General features: G+C 59.5%; 24 protein-coding genes. 8 read left to right on the top strand and 16 right to left on the bottom strand.

Annotated elements, in window-relative coordinates; all coding sequences use genetic code 11:
- Positions 1 to 56: 56 nt before the first annotated feature.
- On the bottom strand, positions 57 to 1,646 hold the full coding sequence (ctaD, locus tag AOA61_RS12230; RefSeq protein ID WP_032885076.1) for a cytochrome c oxidase subunit I: 1,590 nt from the start codon (positions 1,644 to 1,646) through the stop codon (positions 57 to 59).
- Positions 1,647 to 1,704: 58 nt separating this feature from the next.
- Positions 1,705 to 2,832: a cytochrome c oxidase subunit II gene (coxB, locus tag AOA61_RS12225; protein WP_032885077.1), complete on the bottom strand. Its 1,128-nt coding sequence runs from the start codon at positions 2,830 to 2,832 to the stop codon at positions 1,705 to 1,707.
- Positions 2,833 to 3,200: 368 nt separating this feature from the next.
- On the opposite strand from coxB, the gene AOA61_RS12220 reads away from it, so the two are divergent.
- Positions 3,201 to 3,848: a hypothetical protein gene (locus AOA61_RS12220; RefSeq protein ID WP_095185293.1), complete on the top strand. Its 648-nt coding sequence runs from the start codon at positions 3,201 to 3,203 to the stop codon at positions 3,846 to 3,848.
- A gap of 129 nt (positions 3,849 to 3,977) precedes the next feature.
- Here the strand turns inward: AOA61_RS12220 and AOA61_RS12215 are convergent, their stop codons facing one another.
- The 8 genes from AOA61_RS12215 to prlC all read right to left on the bottom strand — a co-directional run bounded on the left by AOA61_RS12215 (position 3,978) and on the right by prlC (position 14,183).
- On the bottom strand, positions 3,978 to 5,525 hold the full coding sequence (locus AOA61_RS12215; protein ID WP_095185292.1) for a SulP family inorganic anion transporter: 1,548 nt from the start codon (positions 5,523 to 5,525) through the stop codon (positions 3,978 to 3,980).
- Positions 5,526 to 5,610: 85 nt separating this feature from the next.
- Positions 5,611 to 6,342 carry a carbonic anhydrase gene (locus AOA61_RS12210; RefSeq protein WP_032885083.1) on the bottom strand — a complete coding sequence of 244 codons (732 nt, stop codon included), beginning with the start codon at positions 6,340 to 6,342 and terminating at the stop codon, positions 5,611 to 5,613.
- Positions 6,343 to 6,570: 228 nt separating this feature from the next.
- Complete coding sequence (locus AOA61_RS12205) at positions 6,571 to 7,629, bottom strand: PA0069 family radical SAM protein (protein WP_099601829.1); 1,059 nt, start codon at positions 7,627 to 7,629, stop codon at positions 6,571 to 6,573.
- Between the two features lie 70 nt (positions 7,630 to 7,699).
- Positions 7,700 to 8,998: a cytochrome c gene (locus tag AOA61_RS12200; protein ID WP_099601828.1), complete on the bottom strand. Its 1,299-nt coding sequence runs from the start codon at positions 8,996 to 8,998 to the stop codon at positions 7,700 to 7,702.
- A 12-nt stretch (positions 8,999 to 9,010) separates the two neighbouring features.
- Positions 9,011 to 10,795: a GMC family oxidoreductase gene (locus AOA61_RS12195; protein WP_032885087.1), complete on the bottom strand. Its 1,785-nt coding sequence runs from the start codon at positions 10,793 to 10,795 to the stop codon at positions 9,011 to 9,013.
- 2 nt (positions 10,796 to 10,797) lie between these two features.
- Positions 10,798 to 11,550 carry a gluconate 2-dehydrogenase subunit 3 family protein gene (locus tag AOA61_RS12190; RefSeq protein WP_032885088.1) on the bottom strand — a complete coding sequence of 251 codons (753 nt, stop codon included), beginning with the start codon at positions 11,548 to 11,550 and terminating at the stop codon, positions 10,798 to 10,800.
- A 261-nt stretch (positions 11,551 to 11,811) separates the two neighbouring features.
- Positions 11,812 to 12,087, bottom strand: coding sequence for a YheV family putative zinc ribbon protein (locus AOA61_RS12185; protein ID WP_032885090.1), 276 nt, complete (start codon positions 12,085 to 12,087; stop codon positions 11,812 to 11,814).
- Positions 12,084 to 14,183, bottom strand: a complete 2,100-nt coding sequence (gene prlC, locus AOA61_RS12180; RefSeq protein WP_178075194.1) for an oligopeptidase A — start codon at positions 14,181 to 14,183, stop codon at positions 12,084 to 12,086. Before prlC ends, AOA61_RS12185 begins: the two co-directional genes overlap by 4 nt.
- 54 nt (positions 14,184 to 14,237) lie before the next feature.
- Between prlC and AOA61_RS12175 the strand changes: the two genes are divergently transcribed.
- The gene (locus tag AOA61_RS12175) at positions 14,238 to 14,780 is read left to right on the top strand and encodes a gamma carbonic anhydrase family protein (protein WP_099601826.1); all 543 of its coding nucleotides are present in this window, start codon (positions 14,238 to 14,240) and stop codon (positions 14,778 to 14,780) included.
- Entirely contained in the window at positions 14,777 to 15,436 is a 660-nt protein-coding gene (locus tag AOA61_RS12170) for an HAD family hydrolase (RefSeq protein WP_099601825.1), read from the top strand. The genes AOA61_RS12175 and AOA61_RS12170 overlap by 4 nt, the downstream gene beginning before the upstream one ends.
- 76 nt (positions 15,437 to 15,512) lie before the next feature.
- Here the strand turns inward: AOA61_RS12170 and AOA61_RS12165 are convergent, their stop codons facing one another.
- Positions 15,513 to 16,550: an aminopeptidase gene (locus AOA61_RS12165; protein WP_099601824.1), complete on the bottom strand. Its 1,038-nt coding sequence runs from the start codon at positions 16,548 to 16,550 to the stop codon at positions 15,513 to 15,515.
- A 74-nt stretch (positions 16,551 to 16,624) separates the two neighbouring features.
- On the opposite strand from AOA61_RS12165, the gene AOA61_RS12160 reads away from it, so the two are divergent.
- Complete coding sequence (locus tag AOA61_RS12160; protein ID WP_032885099.1) at positions 16,625 to 17,047, top strand: lipoprotein; 423 nt, start codon at positions 16,625 to 16,627, stop codon at positions 17,045 to 17,047.
- Here the strand turns inward: AOA61_RS12160 and AOA61_RS12155 are convergent, their stop codons facing one another.
- Together AOA61_RS12155 and AOA61_RS12150 are read right to left on the bottom strand one after the other, a co-directional pair.
- Positions 17,048 to 17,287 (bottom strand): DUF1161 domain-containing protein, encoded by a 240-nt coding sequence (locus tag AOA61_RS12155; RefSeq protein ID WP_032885100.1) that lies wholly within the window; start codon positions 17,285 to 17,287, stop codon positions 17,048 to 17,050.
- 208 nt (positions 17,288 to 17,495) lie between these two features.
- Positions 17,496 to 17,927, bottom strand: coding sequence for an OsmC family protein (locus AOA61_RS12150; protein WP_010207768.1), 432 nt, complete (start codon positions 17,925 to 17,927; stop codon positions 17,496 to 17,498).
- 218 nt (positions 17,928 to 18,145) lie between these two features.
- Here AOA61_RS12150 and AOA61_RS12145 point away from each other — a divergent pair, with 218 nt between their 5' ends.
- Complete coding sequence (locus tag AOA61_RS12145; RefSeq protein WP_032885102.1) at positions 18,146 to 19,147, top strand: LLM class flavin-dependent oxidoreductase; 1,002 nt, start codon at positions 18,146 to 18,148, stop codon at positions 19,145 to 19,147.
- A 59-nt stretch (positions 19,148 to 19,206) separates the two neighbouring features.
- On the opposite strand, the gene AOA61_RS12140 is transcribed toward AOA61_RS12145, so the two are convergent.
- Positions 19,207 to 19,431 (bottom strand): DUF1161 domain-containing protein, encoded by a 225-nt coding sequence (locus tag AOA61_RS12140; RefSeq protein ID WP_032885104.1) that lies wholly within the window; start codon positions 19,429 to 19,431, stop codon positions 19,207 to 19,209.
- A gap of 116 nt (positions 19,432 to 19,547) precedes the next feature.
- Positions 19,548 to 19,763 carry a dodecin gene (locus tag AOA61_RS12135; protein ID WP_032885105.1) on the bottom strand — a complete coding sequence of 72 codons (216 nt, stop codon included), beginning with the start codon at positions 19,761 to 19,763 and terminating at the stop codon, positions 19,548 to 19,550.
- Between the two features lie 156 nt (positions 19,764 to 19,919).
- Between AOA61_RS12135 and AOA61_RS12130 the strand changes: the two genes are divergently transcribed.
- Positions 19,920 to 20,246, top strand: a complete 327-nt coding sequence (locus tag AOA61_RS12130; RefSeq protein WP_032885107.1) for a YqjD family protein — start codon at positions 19,920 to 19,922, stop codon at positions 20,244 to 20,246.
- Between the two features lie 8 nt (positions 20,247 to 20,254).
- Here AOA61_RS12130 and AOA61_RS12125 read toward each other — a convergent pair whose 3' ends face one another.
- Positions 20,255 to 21,151: a LysR family transcriptional regulator gene (locus tag AOA61_RS12125; RefSeq protein ID WP_099601823.1), complete on the bottom strand. Its 897-nt coding sequence runs from the start codon at positions 21,149 to 21,151 to the stop codon at positions 20,255 to 20,257.
- Positions 21,152 to 21,261: 110 nt separating this feature from the next.
- On the opposite strand from AOA61_RS12125, the gene trpB reads away from it, so the two are divergent.
- On the top strand, positions 21,262 to 22,488 hold the full coding sequence (gene trpB, locus AOA61_RS12120) for a tryptophan synthase subunit beta (RefSeq protein ID WP_032885111.1): 1,227 nt from the start codon (positions 21,262 to 21,264) through the stop codon (positions 22,486 to 22,488).
- A complete protein-coding gene (trpA, locus tag AOA61_RS12115) occupies positions 22,488 to 23,297 on the top strand; it encodes a tryptophan synthase subunit alpha (protein ID WP_032885112.1) in 810 nt (269 codons plus the stop codon). Before trpB ends, trpA begins: the two co-directional genes overlap by 1 nt.
- Positions 23,298 to 23,340 lie beyond the last annotated feature (43 nt).

Here is a 23,340-nt window from a genome sequence, read left to right as displayed (position 1 = left end):
TGCGATCAATGCGTGAGGGGGCTTGCCGCCCTCACCGTTGCTGTGTGGCAACCGGTTCATTTGACCTCCGGCGGCGTGGTGAACGTGTGGTACGGCGCAGGCGAAGGAATGCTCCACTCCAGGCCTTCAGCGCCATCCCACGGCTTGGCCGGCGCCGGCGGGCCACCTCGAATGCACTTGATCACGATGAACAAAAAGAAGATCTGCGTGGCGCCAAACATAAACGCGCCAATCGACGAGACCATGTTGAAGTCGGCGAACTGCAGGTTGTAGTCCGGCACCCGACGCGGCATACCGGCCAGCCCCACAAAGTGCATCGGGAAGAACGCCATGTTCATGCCCACGAAAGACAGCCAGAAGTGCAGCTTGCCCAGGGTTTCGTCGTACATGTGGCCGGTCCATTTCGGCAACCAGTAGTAGGCCGACGCGAAGATCCCAAAGATCGCGCCGGGCACCAGTACGTAATGGAAGTGCGCCACCACAAAGTAGGTGTCGTGGTACTGGAAGTCAGCCGGAGCAATCGCCAGCATCAACCCGGAGAAGCCGCCGATGGTGAACAGGATCACGAAGGCCACCGCAAACAACATCGGCGTCTCGAACGTCAGCGAGCCTTGCCACATGGTGCTGACCCAGTTGAACACCTTTACCCCGGTCGGCACGGCGATCAGCAACGTGGCGTACATGAAGAACAGTTCGCCCACCAGCGGGATACCGACCACGAACATGTGGTGCGCCCACACGATAAACGACAGGAACGCGATGCTTGCCGTGGCGTAGACCATCGAGGTGTAGCCGAACAGCGGCTTGCGCGAGAAGGTCGGAATGATCGAACTGACGGCGCCGAAGGCCGGCAGGATCATGATGTACACCTCCGGATGACCAAAGAACCAGAACACGTGCTGGAACAGCACCGGATCACCACCGCCAGCCGCACTAAAGAAGCTCGTGCCGAAGTGAATGTCCATCAGCATCATGGTCACGCAACCAGCCAGCACCGGCATCACCGCAATCAGCAGGAAGGCGGTAATCAGCCAGGTCCACACGAACAGCGGCATCTTCATCAACGTCATGCCCGGCGCGCGCAGGTTGAGGATGGTAGCGACCACGTTGATCGCGCCCATAATCGAACTGATGCCCATCAGGTGGATGGCGAAAATGAAGAATGTCACGCTTTCCGGCGCGTAGGTGGTGGAGAGCGGGGCGTAGAAGGTCCAGCCGAAGTTCGGTCCGCCGCCGGGGGTGAACAGCGTCGAGACCAGCAACAGGAAAGCCGCTGGCAACAGCCAGAAGCTGAAGTTGTTCATGCGCGGCAAGGCCATGTCGGGCGCGCCGATCATCAGCGGGATCATCCAGTTGGCCAGGCCGACAAATGCCGGCATCACCGCGCCGAACACCATGATCAGGCCGTGCATGGTGGTCATCTGGTTGAAAAATGCCGGTTCGACAATCTGCAACCCGGGCTGGAACAGTTCGGCACGGATCACCATGGCGAACGAACCGCCCAGCAGGAACATCGTGAAGGCGAACCACAGGTACATCGTGCCGATGTCTTTGTGGTTGGTGGTCAGCACCCAACGCATCAACCCCTTGGCGGGGCCGTGGGCATGGTCACTGGTGTGTCCATGGTCATCGATCACAGCGCTCATGGCCGTTCTCCTGCAAACGAATGGGCGGGGCGGGGCGGCGCAAATGTAATGAGGGCTGTCATTTGCTTTCCGCCTGTTTGATGGCCAGCACGTCTTTTGGCGTGACCATGTCGCCTTTGTTGTTGCCCCAGGCGTTGCGCTCGTAGGTCACCACGGCGGCGATATCCACTTCCGAGAGCTGCTTGCCGAATGCGGCCATCGCAGTGCCCGGCTTGCCGTGATAGACGATGCTCAGGTGGTCGGCGGCCGGTCCGGTAGCGATTTTCGAGCCCTTGAGCGCCGGGAACATCGGCGGCAGGCCCTGGCCCTCTGCCTGGTGACAGGCCACGCAGGTGGTGTGATAAACCTTGTCACCACGGGCCACCAACTCTTCAAGGGTCCACTCTTTGGAGGTCAGTTCCTTGAGCTTGGCGGCCTCGGCCTTGCGTTCACCCAGCCAGGTTTCGTAGTCAGCCTTGGATTTGACCTCGACGACGATGGGCATGAAACCGTGATCTTTACCGCACAATTCGGCGCATTGCCCACGGTAGATGCCGGGCTTCTCGACCCGAGTCCAGGCCTCGTTGACGAAGCCGGGAATAGCGTCGCGCTTGACCGCAAAAGCCGGCACCCACCAAGAGTGGATCACGTCAGCGGCGGTAACCAGAAAGCGCACTTTGGCGCCCACCGGCAGCACCAACGGCTGGTCGACTTCCAGCAGATAGTGCTCGCCCTTTGTGGCCTGGTTATGGATCTGCTCGGCGGGTGTGGCCAGGTTGCTGAAGAACTCCACATCCTGGCCCAGGTATTTGTAATGCCACTTCCACTGGTAGCCAGTGACCTGGATATCGATATCCGACTCACTGCTGTCGTAGATGTTGATCAAGGTCTTGGTTGCGGGAATAGCCATCGCGATCAGGATCAGCAAGGGCACGACGGTCCAGAGGATTTCCACGGTGGTGCTCTCGTGGAACTTGGCCGCGACCTGGCCGGTGGAGCGCCGGTGGACCATCATCGACCAAAACATGGCGCCAAACACGATGATGCCGATCACCACACAGATCCAGAAAATGGTCATGTGCAGATCGAACACAGCGTGACTGACTTCTGTTGCACCTGGCGCCATATTCGTTGTCCAGGCGGCGTGCGCCTGGCCGAATACTGACCACAACAGGAGGCCCATCCAAACGTGTGGATGTCGCATCATTGCGGGTTCCCCTTATCGTTCTTGTTATCCCGCCGGTTTGCACCTGCGTCGAAGGGAGCGGCTTCCATACTGCTTACAACCGCTTAGCCTTGCCTGCTTATGCAGTCTGGCGTCATCAGCTAATCGCGTACAAATCCGAGTATAGACAGGGTATGCAACCCCGCAATGTGTAGGGACAAATGAGGCAAAATGGCACGGCCGGAGCCAATGAAACCGGGAGCGGAATCGATTTTCCGACGAACGATGGCAATTCAATATAACGCCTGCGCATAACCATGAAATAATTATGACAAATGCGTCTTAGGCGCTCGTATAAACGAGCTAACTTAACCTCTCCCTTTTCCTACGCCTGCATCACTGGAGCCTTCATGAACACCGCCGCATTGCGCGAGCAGATTTCCCGTGCCCATCAACACGAAGCCACTACGGGCCAGCTTGCCCAGCAACTGGAAAAACAATTGCCGCACCTGCATTCGGCCATCGCTCTGGCTGAAGGTGATCGCAACGTTGTCATGGCGCGTTTTGTCACCGCCTACATCGACTTGGTCCCGGATTTGCTCGACGCGGCCAATGAAGTTGCCCGCGAGGCCGGTATCGAAAGCCAGATCAAGCCGGTGCTGAAGATTGCCGAGCATTTCTTCCTGCAACCGCCAGCAATTCTGGCAGGCCACGAAGGCCTGGACGGGCTGCTGGACGAGGCCTACCTGGCTCATCGTCTGGTGGAGGAAGTAAACGATCTGTATATCAAGCACTTCGGTCGGCCGTTGATTCCGGCGGATACCACCGTGGCTAACTTGATTGCCCATCAGTTGATCGGCGAAGCGTTTGCCAACCAACTGGATGAAGCCGTCCACCTGGCGGTGGATGAGATGCTCAACGAAGACAGCTTTGCGCTGGAGTCGGTCGAGGCGTACCGCGAGCAGTTGAAAAGCCCTGACACAGACGCCGCGTGGAAGCGCTGGCCGTGCCTGTCTCGGCAACTGGGGGTTGAATTGGCGCTGGATCAACCCGCCTGAATCCTGAGGTAGACGCAGAAAAAATGTGGGAGGGGGCTTGCTCCCGATAGCGGTGGCTCAGTCACATATGCTTAGACTGACACTCTGCTATCGGGAACAAGCCCCCTCCCACATTTTGATCCGGCTTCATCAGCCGATTGATGGCGCCGAGCCGATTCCCGTCGTCGTCCTAACCCGGCCTTCGAGCCGTCGCTTCAACCCGCGCGCCTCAATGACCAACTTCGAGCCCTTAGCCGCATTCGCCCGACCCCATTCTTCCAGTAACTCCAGGCAGGAATGGTCGATATAGCTGAGGTTGTTGAGCGGCACATGCACCGTGGTCCCCGCAGGTATCGTCGACAGCACTTGGGTCAGCGCAGGCACTTTGAGAAAGGTCGCCGCTCCGGTCAGCCGTAGCTCCATCTCTCCATCCTGAGGCAGGTCAATCAGGCTGACTTTCAGCCGGGACGCCTTGAGCGCCAGTTTGACCAACGTGAGGCCAAAGCCCACCAGCACACCCGTCAGCAGGTCAGTAAAGATGATCGCCAAGGCCGTGGCTGCATAGGTAAACATCGGCATCCGCCCGTAGCGCCCCAAGGCCTTGAACGCCTTGACGTCTACCAGCTTGATCCCGGTGTACACCAACACACCGGCCAGGCTCGCCACCGGAATGCTTTGCAGCACGCTCGACAACAGCAACACGAAACCCAGCAACCACACGCCATGGAACATGGCAGACAGACGAGTGGTTGCACCCGCCTGGACGTTGGCTGAGCTGCGTACGATCACGCCGGTCATCGGCAAAGCACCGACCAGGCCGCAGAGCATGTTGCCGACACCTTGGGCGGACAGCTCTTTGTCGAAGTCGGAACGCTGGCCATTATGCATGCGGTCGACAGCCGCGGCGGAAAGCAGGGTTTCGGCGCTGGCGATAAATGCCACTGCGAAGGCAGCGATCAGCAGTTGAGGATCGGCCAGGTTCAGCAGGTCGCTGGGGCGCAGCCAGTCGATGGCGTCAGCCAGGTTTTCCGGGACTTCCACGCGTTTGACCTGCAACGCCAGCACCAGGCTGGTGACCGTAGCCAGGCCGACGCCAAGCAAAGCGCCCGGCACAAACCGCAGCGGTTGCGGACGGAATTTATCCCACAGGTACATCACCAGCATCGTCGACAGTCCAAGCAAACCCGCTTGCCAGCCAAGACCGCCGCCAAGGGTCGGTATGGCTTCAGCCAGTGCAGCCGGGAAACCCGCCAGGTTGTCCAGCCCCGAAGGCTTGGGCGCACCGTCGAGCATCACATGAATCTGCGACAGCACAATCAACACGCCAATGCCCGCCAGCATGCCGTACACCACTGCGGGCGCTGTCACGCGGAACCAGCAGCCCAGGCGCAAACGTCCGGCCACCAGTTGCAGAAAGCCCGCCAGCAGCAGGATCGGGCCCAGCATCAACATGCCGTGCTGGCGCACCAATTCAAACACCAGCACAGCCAGACCCGCCGCCGGACCGCTGACCTGCAGCGGCGACCCCGCCAGCCACCCCACCACCAGGCCACCGATAATCCCGGTGATCAGGCCCTTGGCCGGCGGCATGCCGGACGCAATCGCGATCCCCATGCACAGCGGCAGGGCGACCAGAAACACAACCACCGAGGCGAGCAGCTCCCGTGGCAATACAGCTTTCAATTGAGCAGCACGCATGATGACTCTCCCGAGGCATTCGCCGGGCGCGGTAAAGCCTGGCTGCATCCATGGCAGCCACCGCATTACCCGGCAGGGAAGTGTTTTAGAAGCGCGCTTTAGGCGTCGCTGAAGGGATCGGCCCGTCACCGCCCAACGGTCGGAACGCCGACTGGTCGGCATCGTAGGCGCGGATTTCGCTGGTCTCGATGTTGTAGATCCAACCGTGGATGAACAGCTGACCATTAGCCATGCGCGAAGCCACGGAAGGGTGGGTGCGCAAATGTTGCAACTGGGCGATGACGTTTTCTTCGGTGAGCACCTTCATGCTCTCGCCTTCGCTGGCGCAATCGCAGTTGTCATGGACCATGGTCTTGGCGACCTCGGCATGCCGCAACCAGGCTTTTACCGTCGGCATTTTTTCCAGGCTGTCGGGGTTGAGTACCGCCCGCATGGCGCCGCAATCGGAGTGTCCGCACACGATAATGTGCTGCACACCGAGGGCAAGTACCGCGTACTCGATAGCCGTGGAGACACCACCGTTCATTTGGCCGTAGGGCGGCACTACGTTGCCTACGTTACGGGTCACGAACAGGTCGCCAGGCGAGCTTTGGGTGATCAGCTCGGGCACGATGCGCGAGTCGGCACAGGTGATGAACATCGCTCGCGGGCTCTGGGCCGTGGCGAGTTTCTTGAAGAGTTCTTCCTGCTGGGGGAAGACGTCGTGATGGAAATGCAAAAAACCGTCAACGATATGCTTTAGCGCTGCATCGGCGGACTCCGCCACTTGAGAGGCTGAAGCCGACGCAGCCAACGGCTGTTTATCCTTATCACTCATGATTCATCCTCTTGATTAGTGCAGGGGGCGTGTTCAGGACAGTTCGACGCCCGGCCAGTGGAATAGTTGTAAAACTCCAATAACCCGGGTGTCGACTCATCAGTCACTCGCTGAGCAAGGTAACCGCCGAAACTTAACTCAAACTGAATGAACCGCTCTAGATCGCGGGTTTCAGTGATGTCAAAACGCGACTATTCCTACAAGAAAGGTGCGTTCTTCCTGATAAGTCTACAACAATGCCATCTGTCTGCCCGGCGGACAGAACGCTGTGCAATCCAGATTGAATCCTTCACGGCGATTGAGCCCCAGGCGTTTGATTGCCTTGCTGAAACGCTGGGCCAACAAATCAGCAAAAGGTCCTTCGCCCCGCATACGCACACCGAAGCGGCTGTCATACACCTCGCCACCTCGCACCTGCCGCACCAGACTCATTACGTGTGCCGCACGCTGCGGGTAATGCGCCGTCAGCCACTCTTCGAACAACGGCGCCACTTCCAGGGGCAGGCGCAGCATCATGTACGCCGCGCTCTGCGCACCGGCGGCGTGCGCCTCGGTCAGCAGGCTCTCCAACTCACTGTCGTTGATCATCGGAATCATCGGCGAGCACAGCACACCCACGGGAATCCCCGCCTCTCGCATCACACGGATCGCTCGCAACCGCGCCTTAGGCGCTGCCGTGCGCGGCTCCAGGATGCGCTTGAGCTCGTCGTCCAGACTGGTGAGGCTGATCATCACCGCCACCAGACGCTGGCGGGCCAACTCGGTGAGCAGGTCGAGGTCACGCAGGATCAGCGAACCTTTGGTAATGATGGTCACCGGATGTCGGTAGCGCAGCAGCACTTCGAGGGTCTGACGCGTGATCTTGTATTCACGCTCGATGGGCTGGTACGGATCGGTGTTGGAACCCAGGTTAATCGGCGCACACACATAGCCCGGCTTGGACAGCTGCTGCTCCAGCACGTCGGCCGCATTGCTCTTGGCGATCAGCTTAGTCTCGAAATCCAGCCCCGGTGACATATCCCAATAGGCGTGGCTGGGCCGCGCATAGCAGTAGATGCAGCCATGCTCGCAACCGCGATACGGGTTGATCGAGCGATCAAACGGCAGGTCCGGTGAGTTGTTGCGGGTGATGATGGTTTTAGCCGTCTCAATACGCACCTCGGTGCCTTGGGTCGGCGGTACTTCCTGATACCAGCCATCGTCCTCGGCCACGCTGACCGAGGGCGCAAAGCGGTTGTGCAGGTTAGTGGCCGTGCCCCGGCCACGGGGCAGCAACGGAGTAGACATGAATACGCCTCGATACTGTTTTTATATACAGTATCGAGGCGCAACGCTTCTGACCAGTGCCGTTTGGCGGTCAGTGTTTTTGCGTGATCTGCCCCAGGTCATCGCCCGAGGTGGTGCGCATATCGTTTTTACGCATATCAGCCACGTCGCTGGCTTTCACCGGCGCACCTTTATTGCCCCAACTGCCACGGATGAAACTGACTACGTCCGCCACTTCCTGGTCCGACAGGCGCCAGGCAAATGCCGGCATGGTGAAGGTCGATGGCGCCGCGTGAGTGGCCGGCAAGGTGCCGCCGTTCAACACGATGTTGATCAGCGAGGTGGCATCCGCCGTCTGCAATACCGGGTTGCCCGCCAGCGCCGGGAACACGCGTGTATAGCCATGGCCGTCGGTGCGGTGGCAGGCCGCACAGTTGTCGATGTACACCGACGCACCCGGCTGGCTGTCATCGCCTTTCCACAGCGCCTGCGCTACCTGCTTGTCGTACACATGCGGCTGGTCCTTGGGATCGACTGCAGGCAGGCTCTTGAGGTAACGGGCGATAGCGGTCAAATCGTCTTCCGACATGTACTGCATGCTGTGGACTACAACGTCGCTCATACCACCAAACACCGCGCTGCGATCACTGCGACCGGTCTTGAGGAATTGCACCAGTTGCTCCTCGCTCCAACTGCCAAGGCCGTCCTTGTGGTCGCCGCGCAGGCTCTTGGCGATCCAACCTTCCAACGGCGCGCTGCCGGACAGGAAGGCATCGCCATCTGTGGCACTCAGGGCTTTTTCCTGCATGGTCAACGCACGGGGGGTGTGGCACGCGCCGCAGTGACCGAGGCCTTCCACTAGGTAAGCGCCACGACTTGTCACCGGGTCGGCACCTGCTACCGCTGGTGTGTCAGCCACTTCAGGGGCAAACATCCAACGCCACGCCGCCAAAGGCCAACGCATGCTCAAGGGCCAGGGAATGTCGCTGTCCTTATTTGCTTGGGCGACGGGCTCCACGCCCTTCATGAAGTACGCATACAACGCCTGCATATCGCTGTCGCTGACACGCGCGTAAGACGGGTACGGCATCGCTGGGTAAAGCGTACTACCGCTCTTGGCGACGCCATGGCGCACGGCCTTGTCGAAGTCTTCGAAGCTATAGTCGCCAAGGCCGGTCTTGTCCGGAGTGATGTTGGTGGAATAGATCACGCCAATCGGGGTTTCCATCGGCAGCCCGCCTGCGAAGGGTTTGCCGCCCTTGGCGGTGTGGCAAGCCACGCAGTCACCGGCGCGGGCCAGGTATTCGCCTTGTCTGATCAGGTCGGTTTCGGCGGCGCTTATCGAGCAACTGCTGAGCAGCGCAAACGTGGCGATAACAAGTGCTTTCATGGTCATCGCTCCTTATGCCTGAACCAGTGGGCCGGGGTTTTTCAGGTACTGCTCACGGATCGCCCGGGCCGACCAGTAGGTCAGCGCCGCCACCAGGCCGGTAGGGTTGTAGCCCAGGCCCTGTGGGAAAGCGGACGCGCCAGGGACAAACACGTTGTGTACGTCCCAGCTCTGCAGGTAACGGTTCAACGCACTGGTTTTCGGGTCGGTGCCCATGATCGCGCCACCATTGAGGTGGGTGGTCTGGTAAGACGCAGTGTTGAAATGCTCACCGACTTTTTTACCAAGTACAGCGATGGCCTTGGGGTTCATCGCTTCGGCAACCTTGCCCATTTTCTCGACCATGAAACGGTTCATCTTGATGTCGTTCTCCTGCCAATCGAACGTCATACGCAGCAGCGGCAGGCCGTAGGCATCGCGGTACACCGGGTCCAGGTCCAGGTAGTTGCCTCGGTAGGATTGATGGGCACCGTGGGCGTCCATCGACACCTGATGGGTGTAGTAATCGGCGGTGGCGCGCTTCCAGGCACTGCCCCAGGCCGGGGTGCCGGGCGGGTTGGACGTACCCGCAATCGGCCGACTGCCGGCCTGGTTGACCCACATCGGCGAGCCGCCCACAAAGCCGTGTGGGCCGTGGTCGAAGTTGTCCGCATTGAAGTCGTCCATCGCCACGCCATTACCGCCCGCGCCGATGAAGTTGTTGGTGTGGGTGTCCTTATCGAAGAAGGCCTTGATGGTTGCCATGTTCTGGTAAGCGAAGTTCCGGCCCACCACGCCTTCATTGGTAATCGGGTCGTACGGCTTGCCGATGCCCGACAGCAGCATCAGGCGCACGTTGTGAAACTGGAACGCGCCGAGGATTACCAAGTCCGCCGGCTGCTCGATTTCACGGCCCTGGGCGTCGATATAGGTCACGCCCGTGGCTTTCTTCTTGGTGCTGTCGAGGTTGACCTTGAGCACGTGGGAATTGGGCCGCAGTTCGAAATTCGGCACCTGACGCAGCGCCGGCAGGATGTTCACATTCGGCGAGGCCTTGGAGTACATGTAGCACACGTAGCCACTGCAAAAACCGCAGAAGTTGCACGGGCCCATCTGCGCGCCATAGGGGTTGGTGTAAGGCCCCGAGGTGTTGGCGGATGGCAAGTTGTAGGGTTTGTAACCCACATCGGCAGCCGCTTTCTGAAACAGCTGTGCGGAGACCGTATTTTTCTGCGCTTCCAACGGAAACGGGTTGGAACGATCCGGCGCGTAAGGGTTGCCGCCACGGCCTTCACCCACCAGCTGACCTTTAACGGTCCAAGCTTGGCCGGAGGTGCCGAAGACTTTTTCCGCATAGTCGAAGAACGGCTCCAGTTCTTCATAGCTGACGCCGAAGTCCTGGATAGTCATGTCCTTGGGAATGAAGTTTTTCCCGTAGCGTTCTTCGTAGTGGCTGCGCATGCGCAACTCGATCGGGTCGACACGAAAGTGCACACCTGACCAGTGAAGGCCCGCGCCACCCACGCCATTGCCCGGCAAAAAAGCGCCGAGCTGACGGTTAGGCAGGGCGACATCATTCACGCTATGGCGAATGGTCACCGTCTCTTTGGAAATGTCCTGGAAGAGTTTCTTACGCACGCTGTAGGTCAATTCGTCGATGACCTGGGGATAGTTACCGTCAGGGTACGTGTCCTGCATCGGGCCGCGCTCCAGCGCCAGCACGTTGAGGCCCGCTTCTGTCAGCTCCTTTGCCATGATCGCGCCGGTCCAGCCGAAGCCGACGATCACTGCATCCACTTTCTTCATGATGGTCGCCACGTTTATGCCCTCTCGCCACGGATGGAAACAGCCGGGAAGGGGTATTGCTCGTTGCGTTCCACCCAATCCATAAAGTCGGCGCGCGCGCCGGGGAAGCCGATCATGGTCCAGCCGACCATGCCTTTATTGCCACCGTGGATCGGGTCGCAGAAAAAGCCTTCTTTGGTGTTTTGCAGTAACAGGTTGAAGAAGATTTTCGGCGGTACGGCGTCGAAATGCGCCGCCACTTCGCCGCCACCAGCCTCCAGACGGCGCAGCATATCGTCTCGGGTAGCGCTGTCTTGCGCAGCAAAAGCTTTACCGTTGAAGGCTTTCGACCACGCATCCGTCGCAGCAATGCCCAGGCGATAAATTTCTTTGGGGACCAACTTGCTCTGCCAGCCCATCTCCGGCGGGGCGTCCGCGTTGAACGGACCTTGCATGTACCACAGCGCGCCGCTGGCGTACGGCGTGTTCATCTGACGGTCGATGTATTCCGGCACGCCGGCTTCCAGGGCACCTGGGCCTTGGGCATCTGCGGGGATCAAACGCTCGACGGCGGCGTTGATGAACGCCCATTCCTCAGCGGTGAAATAGCTCGGCTCGTAGGCCTTGTCGTTCTTCGCAGGTTTGGCCGGCGCGGCGTGGGCAGGCTCAGGCGTGGCCATCAGTATCGAGCCACCAAGGCCGGTACTCGCAACCGTGACCACCGGGATCAAGGTCAAGGATTTGCGCAAAAAATCACGCCGGGGGTTGTCTTGATCTTGATCAGACATGGGTGCACCTCATCATGTGGTCACGGGTTTATTCGGCCACTTCTGGGGAGCGGCTCGTCGGTATTTGGGCAATCAATAGTTACAAATGATAGCAGGCTAAGGATGTAGATTATGGATTCAGCGACCTAAGTCGAATAATTGCAGGCAAAAAAATGTGGGAGGGGACTTGCTCCCGATAGCCGCGGGTCAGCCAATCCAGAGGCTGGCTGACCTTGCGCTATCGGGGGCAAGCCCCCTCCCACATTGGCCCGGGTAGGGCCGTTAGTCTTTTTTCAATTTCGGATTCGGGAAGAATTGCACTGCCTGAACCTTGGGATCGGCTGGCGCTTTAAGCGCAGACGTATTCACCCGCGTACCCAACTCCTTGGGCACCGACAGCCCTTGGTCATTGAGCGTATCGGTATACCCGCAGGCCACGCACTCGCGGTGCGGTACGTTGTCCTCGGTCCACATTTTCAGCTTGTCCGGCTCGCTGCACGCCGGGCAGACAGCCCCGGCGATGAATTGTTTTTTGGTGATCACAGGCCCGTCATTCATGCTGCCGCGTCCTCACTCAGGCCGCTGTGGCGCAAGAGCGCGTCAATCGACGGTTCGCGTCCGCGGAAGTCGACGAACAGCACCATCGGCGCCTGGGAACCACCACGCGCCAGGATCGCCTCGCGGAATGCGCGACCGGTCTCAGCGTTAAGTACGCCGTCCTCTTCGAACTTGGAGAAGGCATCCGCCGACAGCACTTCAGCCCACTTATAGCTGTAATAACCCGCCGCATAACCGCCCGCGAAGATGTGCGCAAAACTGTTAGGGAAGCGGTTGTAGGCTGGCGGACGCATGACCGACACCTCGTCGCGTACGCCTTCCAACACTTGCGCCACGCTGCGGCCATCACCGTGGGTGGCGTGCATCTCAAAGTCAAACAGCGAGAATTCCAACTGGCGGACCATCATCAAGCCGGATTGGAAATTCTTCGCCGCGAGCATTTTTTGCAGCAAATCCTGAGGCAGCGGCTCACCGCTTTCATAGTGGCCGGAGATCAGCGCCAGGCCTTCGGGCTCCCAGCACCAGTTCTCCATAAACTGGCTCGGTAACTCCACCGCATCCCAGGCGACACCGTTGATGCCGGACACGCCAGCGTGCTCGACGCGGGTCAACAGGTGATGCAGGCCGTGGCCGAATTCGTGGAACAACGTGGTAACTTCATCGTGGGTCAGCAGGGCAGGCTTGCCACTGTCAGCCGGGGTGAAGTTGCACACCAGGTTGGCCACCGGGCTTTGCAGCACGCCGTCAACGGTGCGGCGACGGTCACGGGCGCCGTCCATCCAGGCACCGCCACGCTTGTTGGCGCGGGCGTAAAGGTCGAAAAAGAAGCGGCCGACGTGCTGGCCGTTTTCCTTGATCTCAAACAGGCGAACATCCGGGTGCCAGGTGTCGAAGCCTTTCTGCTCGGCGATCTCGATGCCATACAGGCGCTGCACGATGGCAAACAGGCCGCCCAACACTTTATCGATGGGGAAGTAAGCGCGCAGGGCTTCCTGGGACACGCTGTAGCGCTGCTCGCGCAGCTTTTCGCCGTAGAAACCGCTGTCCCAGCTTTGCAGGTCGGCGCAGCCTTGTTCGGCGGCATAGGCCTTGAGTTGCTGCAGATCCTGGGCGGCAAACGGCTTGCTGCGTTTGGCCAGGTCGCGCAGGAAACTCAGGACCTGATCGCTGGATTCAGCCATTTTGGTGGCCAGGCTCAGTTCGGAGAACGACGCGAAACCGAGCAGGTGCGCCAATTCCTGACGCAGGTCGAGGATCTGTTCCATCACCGGGCCGTTATCGTTCTGACCGGCATTCGGGCCTTGGTCCGACGCGCGGGTGCAGTAGGCCGCGTAAATTTCCTCACGCAGGGCGCGGTCGTGGGCGTAGGTCATCACCGCGTAGTAGCTGGGGAATTCCAGGGTGATCAGCCAGCCGTCGAGGCCTTTGGCTTGGGCAGCCGCTGCCATTTGCGCCTTGGCCGAGTCGGTCAGGCCAGCGAGGGTTGCCTCGTCGGTGACGTGTTTGGTCCAGGCCTGGGTCGCGTCCAACAGCTGGTTGGAGAACTTGCTGCCCAGCTCGGAGAGTTTGCTCTGCACTTCGGCATAGCGCTTCTGCTGCTCGGGCGGCAGGTCGATACCCGACAGACGGAAGTCACGCAGAGAGTGCTCAAGGATGGTTTTTTGCGCCACGTCGAAGCCGGCGGCTTCAGGGCTGTTGGCCAGGGCTTCGAAGGCCTGGAACAGTTCGCGGTTCTGGCCCATCTCCGTGGAGTAGGCACTCAATGCCGGCAGGCAGCTTTCATAGGCCTCACGCAATTCCGCGCTGTTGCACACGGCGTTGAGGTGGCTAACGGGGCTCCAGGCGGCGCCCAGTCGGTCATTCAGTTCGTCCATGGCCAGCACCAGCCCGGCCCATGTCGGATTTTTACCCTGGCTTTGCAGGATGCCTTCGATGGCAACGCGGTTATCGGCGAGGATCTGTTCGATGGCCGGCTGCACGTGCTCGGCACGGATCGCCGAGAACGGCGGCAGGTCGTAGGACTGCAGAAGAGGGTTGTTCGCGCTCACGGTGGGCACCTTGGCTGAAGAAACATGTAAGAACAAAGATGGGGCCATCTTAATTACAATCAACGCCCACCGCAGCTATCAGCAGAAGAGAGAGAGGCTATCGTGACCCTTCGCACCTATCAGAACCACACGCCAACCCTGGGCGCCGGGGCTTTTGTCGATATTTCGGCGGTGGTGATCGGCGATGTCGAAATCGGCACCGACAGCTCGGTTTGGCCGCTGACCGTGATTCGCGGCGACATGCACCGCATCCGCATCGGTGCGCGCACCAGCGTGCAGGATGGCTGCGTGCTGCACATCACCCACGCAGGCCCCTTCAACCCGGACGGTTTCCCACTGCTGATCGGCGACGACGTGACCATCGCTCACAAAGTCATGCTGCACGGCTGCACCGTGGGCAACCGCATCCTGATCGGCATGGGCAGCATCGTGATGGACGGCGCCGTGGTGGAAGACGACGTGATTATCGGCGCCGGCAGCCTGGTGCCACCGGGCAAGAAACTCGACAGCGGCTTTTTGTATGTCGGCAGTCCGGTTAAACAAATCCGCGCGCTGACTGACAAGGAGCGCGCATTTTTCACCTACAGCGCCGCGAACTACGTGAAGCTCAAAGACCTGCACTTGGCTGAAGGATTTGACCAATGAGCCTGCATTACCAAACCGTTTTGTTCGACCTGGACGGCACCCTCACCGATCCACGCGAGGGCATTACCCGCTCGATCCAATACGCCCTCGGCAAACTGGGCATTGATGAACCGGACCTGACCAAACTCGAACACTTCATCGGCCCGCCGTTGCTGCAAGCATTCATGCAGTTCTACGACTTCGATGAAGCCAAGGCGTGGGAGGCGGTGAATTTCTATCGCGAGCGCTTCAAAGTCACGGGGCTGTATGAAAACCGCGTGTTCGACGGCGTGATGCCGCTGCTGGAAGACTTGAACAGCCAAGGTCGCCAGCTGTATGTAGCCACCTCAAAGCCGTGGGAATTCGCCCGTGAAATCGCCAGGCATTTCGACTTTGCCAAGCACTTCAAGGTGATCTACGGCAGCGAACTTGATGGGACGCGGACCAACAAGGTCGAGCTGATCGCCCATCTGATGCGCGAGGAAGGCCTGGACCCGGCCACCACCTTGATGATTGGTGATCGCAAGCACGACCTGATCGGCGCGCGTAGCAACGGGCTGGATTCGGCAGCCGTCGGTTATGGGTTTGGTAGTTTCGAAGAGTTGAACGCCGAGGCGCCGACCTGGCACTTCGAGACGTTGGCGCAGATGCATCAGGCGTTTTTGCAGCGCCCTTGAAGCCGCCATTGGGGGCAAGCGTCTTCCCGCATGTTGAAAAACTGTGGGGGACTTGCCCCCGATGAGTCCCTAGAGCTCAACCTCCCTCCAACTGCCTCAACGCAGCCTTGCGCTGCACTACAGGCAACCCACCCAACTTCTCCACCGCAGCATAGAACTTCAGCCAATCCCCACCTTCCTGCCGGAACAACGCCGCAAATGCCGGCACCCACTGGTCATACAGCCCGAACGGTAGCAACCGCGCGTTGTTCATCGGCTGGTTGATCCAAGCGTCATAGCGCTTGTCCCCACCCCATTGGTTGTCGCGCATCTTCCCGTACTCACGGCGCAAGTACTCGAATTCGGCCGCCTTGGCCTGGCGCATCTGCGCGGCGACCAAAGGCTGGGCGTAGAGCTTTTCCAGGCGCTTTCGAGTATCGAGGATCAGTTGGATAAATTGGTCACGCTGCTTTAACGTCGCATCGCTCAGCGGAGCCAGACCTCGGGCGGCGCGCCATTGGCGAGTGCCTTCCTGCTCGACAAAGTTGGCAAATGACTCGTTGAACTCGGTGTCGTCCTTCACATAAAAACGCTGATGCGCCAACTCATGGAAGATCAGCGTGGCCAGACGTTCATCGCCCCAGTTCATCATTGAACTGATGATCGGGTCATTAAACCAACCCAGCGTGGAATAGGCCTCAACACCGCCAATCGATACATCCATGCCTCGCTGGCGCAACAACGCAGCCTCACCCCGCGCGGCACCTTGGCTGTAATAGCCGCGATAAGCCACGCAACCAGCGATGGGGAAGCAGTGGTTTTCAGGAGACAGGGAAAATTCCTGCGTGGCGAACACATTCCAGACTACATAAGGCCGACCAATATCGGCGTACAGCCGGTAACTCTGATTGTCAGGCAGGTGCAGGTGTTCACTGGCGAAGGTTCGCGCTTTCTGGGACTGCGCCAAATGGTCACGTAGCTGCTGCGGGCGGGACGAGTCAGCGACGACCGCTGAAACCGGCTGCCGAGCCTGCAAAAGCTGCCATTGGCCACCCGCCAGTTGGCCGTAATAGCTAATGCTGGAACAACCGCTGAGCAGCACAACCATCAACCCCGGAAGAAAACGCCTGACCATGCCCTCACTGCTCCTGGGTGATAGGTTCGTGTTTATACTGACCGCGATACCCGTCCTATCACCGAGTGCCTGTCATGCGTCAGCTCTTGCTTTGTGTCGCCGCCGTGTTCATCAGCGCCTGTACGTCGACCCCGATGCCTGCCGCCGATCCGCAACAAGCCTGGATTGATTTTGCGACGCCGACGCCGGGTGCCAAGCTGGTGATGGCGCAGCGCCTGGACGGCAAGAACCTTAACGATGGACGTTACTTCCAATTCCCGCCTGGCAGCCACGAGCTGATGGTTCGTTTTGATTTTGAAGTGCCTACGGGCGGAAATTTCAGCAGCTTTGGCCAAACGACCGAGCGAACCTGCTTCATAACCCTGCAGTACGACCATTTCGAAGCTGGCCAACGCTATCGCCTGGAAGGGCGCTCACTGGGCTACACGCCGAATATCCGCCTGTATAACGCTGCCCGCCAATTACTGGCTGAAGAACGCAGCGTGAACTGCCTCTGATCAGTCGTTGTTTTTTTGGTAAACGATTGCTTTGGTGCCGTTCTCACAACTGCCGACGACCATGGCCACGTCGTGCTTCTCAGCTTCTTCCTTGCTAACGATCTCAAGCGTGTAGGACGGCACAGCGTTAGCCTGGATCTTGACCTCGATCTCTTTCCTAAGCTCTTCACAATCTTTCGGCGCGGCCACGGCCGAAGTGGCCAACACACCGCAGATGATCGCCAAGGCAAAACGTTTCATGTGTGAAGCTCCCTGAATACAGTGCGCACGGGTGTGCGCCTAGGCTGCATATGGCTATTCGACCACAGTTTGGAAACCCGAGTTCTGATTTAACTCAGAATTGAACGTGAAAGGGGGCTTGCTCCCGATAGCGGCGCATCAGTCAACATTTCTGTAACTGACCGACCGCTATCGGGAGCAAACCCCCTCCCACAGTGGACCTGCTGTGTTAGTTAACCAGCGTGGCATCCAGGCTGATTTTCGCATTCAGCACTTTGGACACCGGGCAGCCTTCTTTCGCCTTCTTGCTCAGCTCATCAAACTGCGCCTGGCTCGCACCGGGAATTTTGGCCTTGAGGATCAGATGCACCGCAGTGATCGCGAAGCCGCCATCCACTTGGTCCAACGTCACTTCGGCCTGGGTGTCGATGCTGTCAGCCTTAAGCCCCGCATCGCCCAGAATCATGGAAAACGCCATGGAGAAGCAGCCGGCATGGGCCGCGCCGATCAGTTCTTCTGGGTTGGTACCCTTGCCACCCTCGAAACGGGCCTTGAAGCCGTAAGGCGCTTCGCGCAGCACGCCGGTTTCCGTGGAGATGGAACCCAGGCCAGTCTTAAGGTCGCCTTCCCAATGCGCGGATGCTTTTTTAACGATACTCATAGCTTTCTCCTCGAACGGTGGTTTTGCGTCAGTAAGGGTTCTGAGGATAGTCAGCATGGCAAAGTTCATCTTGTCGGAGAAACCTAGCAATTCAGTAGGAAATTTCCACCCTCGCTATTGAATCTCGGGTATATGCCCTCATTGCATAGAACATGCACATGAAGCGGCAGGTTTTGGATCGTCTAAAAAGCCTGCGCCCCAATTGGAGAAGCAGGCTTATGAAATCGCTGTCCGACGTGAAGTTCTCGACCCTCGACCTGGTGCCCGTACGGGCCAACGGCAGTGTGGCGCAGTCGTTGCGCAATTCCCTGGATTTGGCCCAGCACGTGGAAAAGTTTGGCTACAACCGTTTTTGGGTGGCTGAACACCACAATATGGACGGCATCGCCAGCTCAGCCACCTCGGTATTGCTGGGTTACCTGGCCGGCGGCACGTCGACTATCCGCGTCGGCTCCGGCGGCGTGATGCTGCCCAACCACGCGCCGCTGGTGATCGCCGAACAGTTCGGCACCCTGGAAAGCCTCTACCCCGGACGTATCGACCTAGGCCTTGGCCGTGCGCCAGGTTCCGACCAGATGACCGCCCGTGCCCTGCGCCGTGAGCGCTCCGGCAGCGCGGATGACTTCCCGCAAGACGTGGCCGAACTGATGGCCTACTTGGGCCCACGCACGCCGGACCAACGGGTGATCGCCGTACCCGGCACCGGCACCAACGTGCCGGTCTGGTTGCTCGGTTCCAGCCTGTTCAGCGCACAGCTGGCAGGCGAACGCGGTTTGCCCTACGCCTTCGCCTCGCATTTCGCACCGCGTCTGATGCACGAGGCAATTCGCGTCTACCGCAATCACTTCAAGCCGTCGGCTGTGCTGGACAAGCCCTACGTGATGCTCGGCATTCCGCTGGTGGCGGCCGACACCGACGAACAGGCCGACTACCTGGCCACCTCGGTTTACCAACGCATTCTTGCGCTAATGCGCGGGCAAAGCCTGGTGCAGCGACCGCCGGTCGATACCATGGATGGCCTGTGGCTGCCCCATGAAAAAGACGCTGTGGGCAGCTTCCTCGGCCTGGCGATGGTGGGTAGCCCGGCGAAGATCCGCGCCAAGCTGGAGGTGTTGGTCGAGCAGACCGGCGCCGATGAGTTGATCTTCACCAGCGACTTGTATGAACACGCCGACCGGATTCATTCCTACGAGCTGCTGGCGCAAGTGATGAAGGGCTAACACCCAGGCGAAAAAAAACCGACGCACCTGCGTCGGTTTTTTATGTCTGCAACACAGGATTAACCGCGCTTGTAGACGATTTCCTTGGTACCACCTTCACAGCTACCGACCACTTTAGCGTCGGTTGAGGCGCCTTTATCCACCACTTCCAGCGAATAACCCGAAGCGCCCTTGGCGTCGATTTTCGCTGCAATTTCGCTTTTCAGTTCGTCACAAGGCTTGCCCGCCGCCAGGGCTGTGCCTGCAATGCTCAACAAACCTACCGCTAACAGGAACTTCTTCATCCGTTACTTTCCTTGCGCTGATCGAAAAGAGTGTGCCGACGCTCATCACGTCGGCACCCATTGTTTGTAGCGCAGGTTATGGCAATCGGCCAGCCAGCAAAGTTCAACTCGCCCTATCAACTACTGGCAATTCGGAACCCCACCTTGAGGGTGACCTGGTAGTGGGCGACCTTGCCATTTTCGATATGCCCACGAGTTTCAGTCACCTCAAACCACTCCAGGTGCTTGATGCTTTTGTTGGCTTCAGCAATGGCGTTGTTGATGGCGTCTTCGATGCTCGTGGTCGACGAGCCAACCAATTCGACTTTCTTGTAGGTGTGATGATCACTCATGGCGTTTCTCCTGGGGGTCGTCAATCAAGACTAGCAGTGAATATTCGTACTGCTTCTGGCGGTCATTCCCACTCGAAAGTTCAGATTTACTGCACTTTCTGAAACCGCTGGAGTCGGTATCTACACACGCCACTCAATCACTTCAGGAGAGTCCAAATGGCCAACACTTCTTTACGTAAAGCGTCGCTGGAAAGCATGGAAGCCGAGATTTCGAGCCTGCTCAAGTCCCTTGAAAGCCTCAAGGACGATGCGTCCGATGAGTCGCGCAAAACGTTGAAGGCCCTGAAAAGTAACGCCGAGAATGCTCTCAAGCACTCCCGCCACCTGATCAGCGACGCCTATGAAGAAAGCAAAGTCAAAATCCGCGAAACCAGCGTTGCTACCCGCGACTACGCCCAAGAGCACCCATGGACTACAGCCGGTGTGGCGGTAGGCGCATTGGGCCTGCTGGCGGCGTACCTGCTCTGCAAACGCGGTGACTGATTGACCGGCTAAACAGGCTGGCGCATCAGCTCAGCTTTGAGCCACTGCGCCAGTTGCACGGCGCGCCCGTCTGCGGCGCGCTTGGGTAGCCACAATGCCAGGTGCGCCGGGGTTTCACTGAAACCCCACGGCGCCACCAGGCGACCTGCACGCAAGTCCTCCGCCACCAACGGCTCCGGAGCGATCGCTACACCCAGCCCGGCCACCGCCGCTTCCAGCAAATAATACAAATGCTCAAAACCCTGGCCGTGTTTCAACGCACCGGACGCGATGCCGTGTTGCTGCGCCCAACTTGGCCAGGCTTGCGGACGCGATGTGGTGTGCAGCAGGGCTTCGCCACATAAAGCCGAGGCGGGCGCGAGCCGCAGACGCTCGTAACCGATAAAGCGCGGGCTCATCACCGGGCCGATGCGTTCGCTGGCCAGCTCATACACCTGCATGTCCGCCGGCCAAGGTGGCTCGGCGAATAGCAGCAGGGCATCGAGACCGGGACGCCGAGGATCAAGGTCGCCGTCACCCGCCGACAAGTGCAGGCGCAAGTCCGGCAAGTCTGAGTTCAGACGCCCCAAGCGCGGGATCAACCAACGCGCCAGCAAACTCCCCGAGCAGCCGAGCACGAAGGGCGCATCGGCGCTGGCCTGAGTCAGTTCGGCGCAGACATCCCTTAAACGTTCGAACGCCTCGAAACTGGCATCCCGAAGTCGAACGCCGGAATCTGTGAGTTTAAGGCCGCGCCCATCTTTGGCGAAAAGGCTCACCCCCAGGTGCTCCTCCAGCACCTTCAACTGCCGGCTGACTGCACCGTGGGTCACATGTAATTGCTCAGCAGCTTGGCTGACGCTATTAAGCCGAGCGGTGGCTTCAAAGGCGCGCAGGGCATTGAGGGGCGGAAGGTCTCGACTCATCTGTGAGTTTTCCTGACAGGTTGCGGCAATCTTATCGGTTTTCAGCCTGGGGCGTGAGGGGTAGAGTGGCCCTCATTGTTTCTTACACATCTTCTTTCCTGGAGCGTCCCATGACTCAGTCCCAGACCGATCTGCGCAACGGCCCTGACGCCAGCGGCTTGTTTGGCGCGTTCGGCGGCCGCTACGTCGCCGAAACCCTGATGCCGTTGATCCTCGACCTGGCCCGCGAATACGAAGCGGCCAAGATTGATCCGGCGTTCAATGAAGAATTGGCCTACTTCCAGCGCGACTACGTCGGCCGCCCAAGCCCACTCTATTTCGCCGAACGCCTGACCGAGTTCTGCGGCGGCGCCAAGATCTACCTCAAGCGTGAAGAGCTGAACCACACCGGCGCGCACAAGATCAACAACTGCATCGGCCAGATCCTGCTGGCACGGCGCATGGGCAAAAAACGCATCATCGCCGAGACCGGCGCCGGCATGCACGGTGTGGCCACTGCCACCGTCGCAGCGCGTTTCGGCCTGCAGTGCGTGATCTACATGGGCACTACCGACATCGAGCGCCAGCAGGCCAACGTATTCCGCATGAAACTGTTGGGCGCTGAAGTAATCCCCGTGGTCGCCGGCACCGGCACCCTGAAAGACGCCATGAACGAAGCCCTGCGTGACTGGGTAACCAACGTCGACGACACCTTCTACCTGATCGGCACCGTGGCCGGCCCACACCCGTACCCGGCGATGGTGCGCGACTTCCAGGCCGTGATCGGCAAGGAAACCCGCACTCAGCTGCAAGCCCAGGAAGGCCGCCTGCCGGACAGCCTGGTGGCGTGCATCGGCGGCGGGTCTAACGCCATGGGCCTGTTCCACCCCTTCCTGGATGACACCAGCGTCGAGATCATCGGCGTTGAAGCCGCCGGCCATGGCATCGAAACCGGCAAGCACGCCGCCAGCCTCAACGGCGGCGTACCGGGCGTGCTGCACGGCAACCGTACCTTCCTGCTGCAGGACGACGATGGCCAGATCATCGACGCCCACTCGATTTCCGCCGGTCTCGACTACCCCGGCATCGGCCCGGAACACGCCTGGTTGCACGATATCGGCCGCGTCCAGTACACCTCGGTGACTGACCACGAAGCCCTTGAGGCCTTCCACAAATGCTGCCGCTTGGAAGGGATCATTCCTGCCCTGGAAAGCGCCCACGCGCTGGCCGAAGTGTTCAAGCGCGCACCGTCCTTGCCGAAGGATCACCTGATGGTGGTCAACTTGTCCGGACGTGGCGACAAAGACATGCAGACCGTCATGCATCACATGGAAACCGCCCAGCAGGAGAAACACTGATGAGCCGCCTGCAAACCCGCTTTGCGCAACTGAAAGAACAAAACCGCGCCGCCTTGGTGACCTTCGTCACTGCCGGTGACCCCGGTTATGACACCTCGCTGGCGATCCTCAAAGGCTTGCCTGCTGCTGGCGCCGATGTGATCGAACTGGGCATGCCCTTCACCGATCCGATGGCCGACGGTCCAGCCATCCAACTGGCAAACATCCGCGCCCTGGAAGCCAAGCAGAACCTGCTGAAAACCCTGCAGATGGTTCGCGAGTTCCGTAAAGACAACAACGACACTCCGCTGGTGTTGATGGGTTACTTCAACCCGATCCACAAATACGGCGTGCCTAAGTTCATCGCCGACGCCAAAGAGGCCGGTGTAGATGGCCTGATCGTGGTCGACATGCCACCTGAGCATAACGGCGAGCTGTGCGACCCGGCGCAAGCGGCGGGGATCGACTTTATCCGCCTGACCACGCCGACCACCGACGACGTGCGTCTGCCAACCGTCCTCAACGGCAGCTCCGGCTTTGTGTACTACGTTTCGGTAGCCGGCGTGACCGGTGCCGGTGCCGCCACTCTGGAGCATGTCGAAGAGGCCGTGACCCGCCTGCGTCGCCATACTGACCTGCCGATCAGCATCGGTTTTGGTATCCGCACACCGGAACAAGCCGCCGCTATCGCGCGCTTGGCGGACGGTGTGGTGGTGGGGTCGGCGTTGATCGATCACATCGCCAATGCCAGCAACGACCAACAAGCCATCGACGGGGTGTTGAGCCATTGCGCGGCGCTGTCGGAAGGTGTGCGTAACGCCCGTAAGTAAGCGCCATGTAGCGAGAGGTAAAGTTCCTGATACAGAGGAATCA

This window comes from Pseudomonas sp. 2995-1, from assembly GCF_002742505.1.
Taxonomy (GTDB): Bacteria; Pseudomonadota; Gammaproteobacteria; order Pseudomonadales; family Pseudomonadaceae; genus Aquipseudomonas; species Aquipseudomonas sivasensis.
The sequence above is the reverse complement of the archived record's forward strand: the minus strand, read 5'-3'. Positions and strand labels throughout refer to the sequence as shown.

Coding starts and splice junctions, on each gene's coding strand:
- AOA61_RS12185 (WP_032885090.1), bottom strand. CDS start 12,087: ATGAATGACGGGCCTGTGATCACCAAAAAACAATTCATCGCCGGGGCT.
- AOA61_RS12205 (WP_099601829.1), bottom strand. CDS start 7,629: ATGTCTACTCCGTTGCTGCCCCGTGGCCGGGGCACGGCCACTAACCTG.
- trpB (WP_032885111.1), top strand. CDS start 21,262: ATGACTCAGTCCCAGACCGATCTGCGCAACGGCCCTGACGCCAGCGGC.
- AOA61_RS12170 (WP_099601825.1), top strand. CDS start 14,777: ATGAGCCTGCATTACCAAACCGTTTTGTTCGACCTGGACGGCACCCTC.
- AOA61_RS12165 (WP_099601824.1), bottom strand. CDS start 16,550: ATGGTCAGGCGTTTTCTTCCGGGGTTGATGGTTGTGCTGCTCAGCGGT.
- AOA61_RS12150 (WP_010207768.1), bottom strand. CDS start 17,927: ATGAGTATCGTTAAAAAAGCATCCGCGCATTGGGAAGGCGACCTTAAG.
- AOA61_RS12160 (WP_032885099.1), top strand. CDS start 16,625: ATGCGTCAGCTCTTGCTTTGTGTCGCCGCCGTGTTCATCAGCGCCTGT.
- coxB (WP_032885077.1), bottom strand. CDS start 2,832: ATGATGCGACATCCACACGTTTGGATGGGCCTCCTGTTGTGGTCAGTA.
- AOA61_RS12145 (WP_032885102.1), top strand. CDS start 18,146: ATGAAATCGCTGTCCGACGTGAAGTTCTCGACCCTCGACCTGGTGCCC.
- AOA61_RS12155 (WP_032885100.1), bottom strand. CDS start 17,287: ATGAAACGTTTTGCCTTGGCGATCATCTGCGGTGTGTTGGCCACTTCG.
- AOA61_RS12125 (WP_099601823.1), bottom strand. CDS start 21,151: ATGAGTCGAGACCTTCCGCCCCTCAATGCCCTGCGCGCCTTTGAAGCC.
- AOA61_RS12140 (WP_032885104.1), bottom strand. CDS start 19,431: ATGAAGAAGTTCCTGTTAGCGGTAGGTTTGTTGAGCATTGCAGGCACA.
- trpA (WP_032885112.1), top strand. CDS start 22,488: ATGAGCCGCCTGCAAACCCGCTTTGCGCAACTGAAAGAACAAAACCGC.
- AOA61_RS12210 (WP_032885083.1), bottom strand. CDS start 6,342: ATGAGTGATAAGGATAAACAGCCGTTGGCTGCGTCGGCTTCAGCCTCT.
- AOA61_RS12215 (WP_095185292.1), bottom strand. CDS start 5,525: ATGCGTGCTGCTCAATTGAAAGCTGTATTGCCACGGGAGCTGCTCGCC.
- AOA61_RS12190 (WP_032885088.1), bottom strand. CDS start 11,550: ATGTCTGATCAAGATCAAGACAACCCCCGGCGTGATTTTTTGCGCAAA.
- AOA61_RS12135 (WP_032885105.1), bottom strand. CDS start 19,763: ATGAGTGATCATCACACCTACAAGAAAGTCGAATTGGTTGGCTCGTCG.
- prlC (WP_178075194.1), bottom strand. CDS start 14,183: ATGGCCCCATCTTTGTTCTTACATGTTTCTTCAGCCAAGGTGCCCACC.
- AOA61_RS12200 (WP_099601828.1), bottom strand. CDS start 8,998: ATGAAAGCACTTGTTATCGCCACGTTTGCGCTGCTCAGCAGTTGCTCG.
- AOA61_RS12130 (WP_032885107.1), top strand. CDS start 19,920: ATGGCCAACACTTCTTTACGTAAAGCGTCGCTGGAAAGCATGGAAGCC.
- ctaD (WP_032885076.1), bottom strand. CDS start 1,646: ATGAGCGCTGTGATCGATGACCATGGACACACCAGTGACCATGCCCAC.
- AOA61_RS12220 (WP_095185293.1), top strand. CDS start 3,201: ATGAACACCGCCGCATTGCGCGAGCAGATTTCCCGTGCCCATCAACAC.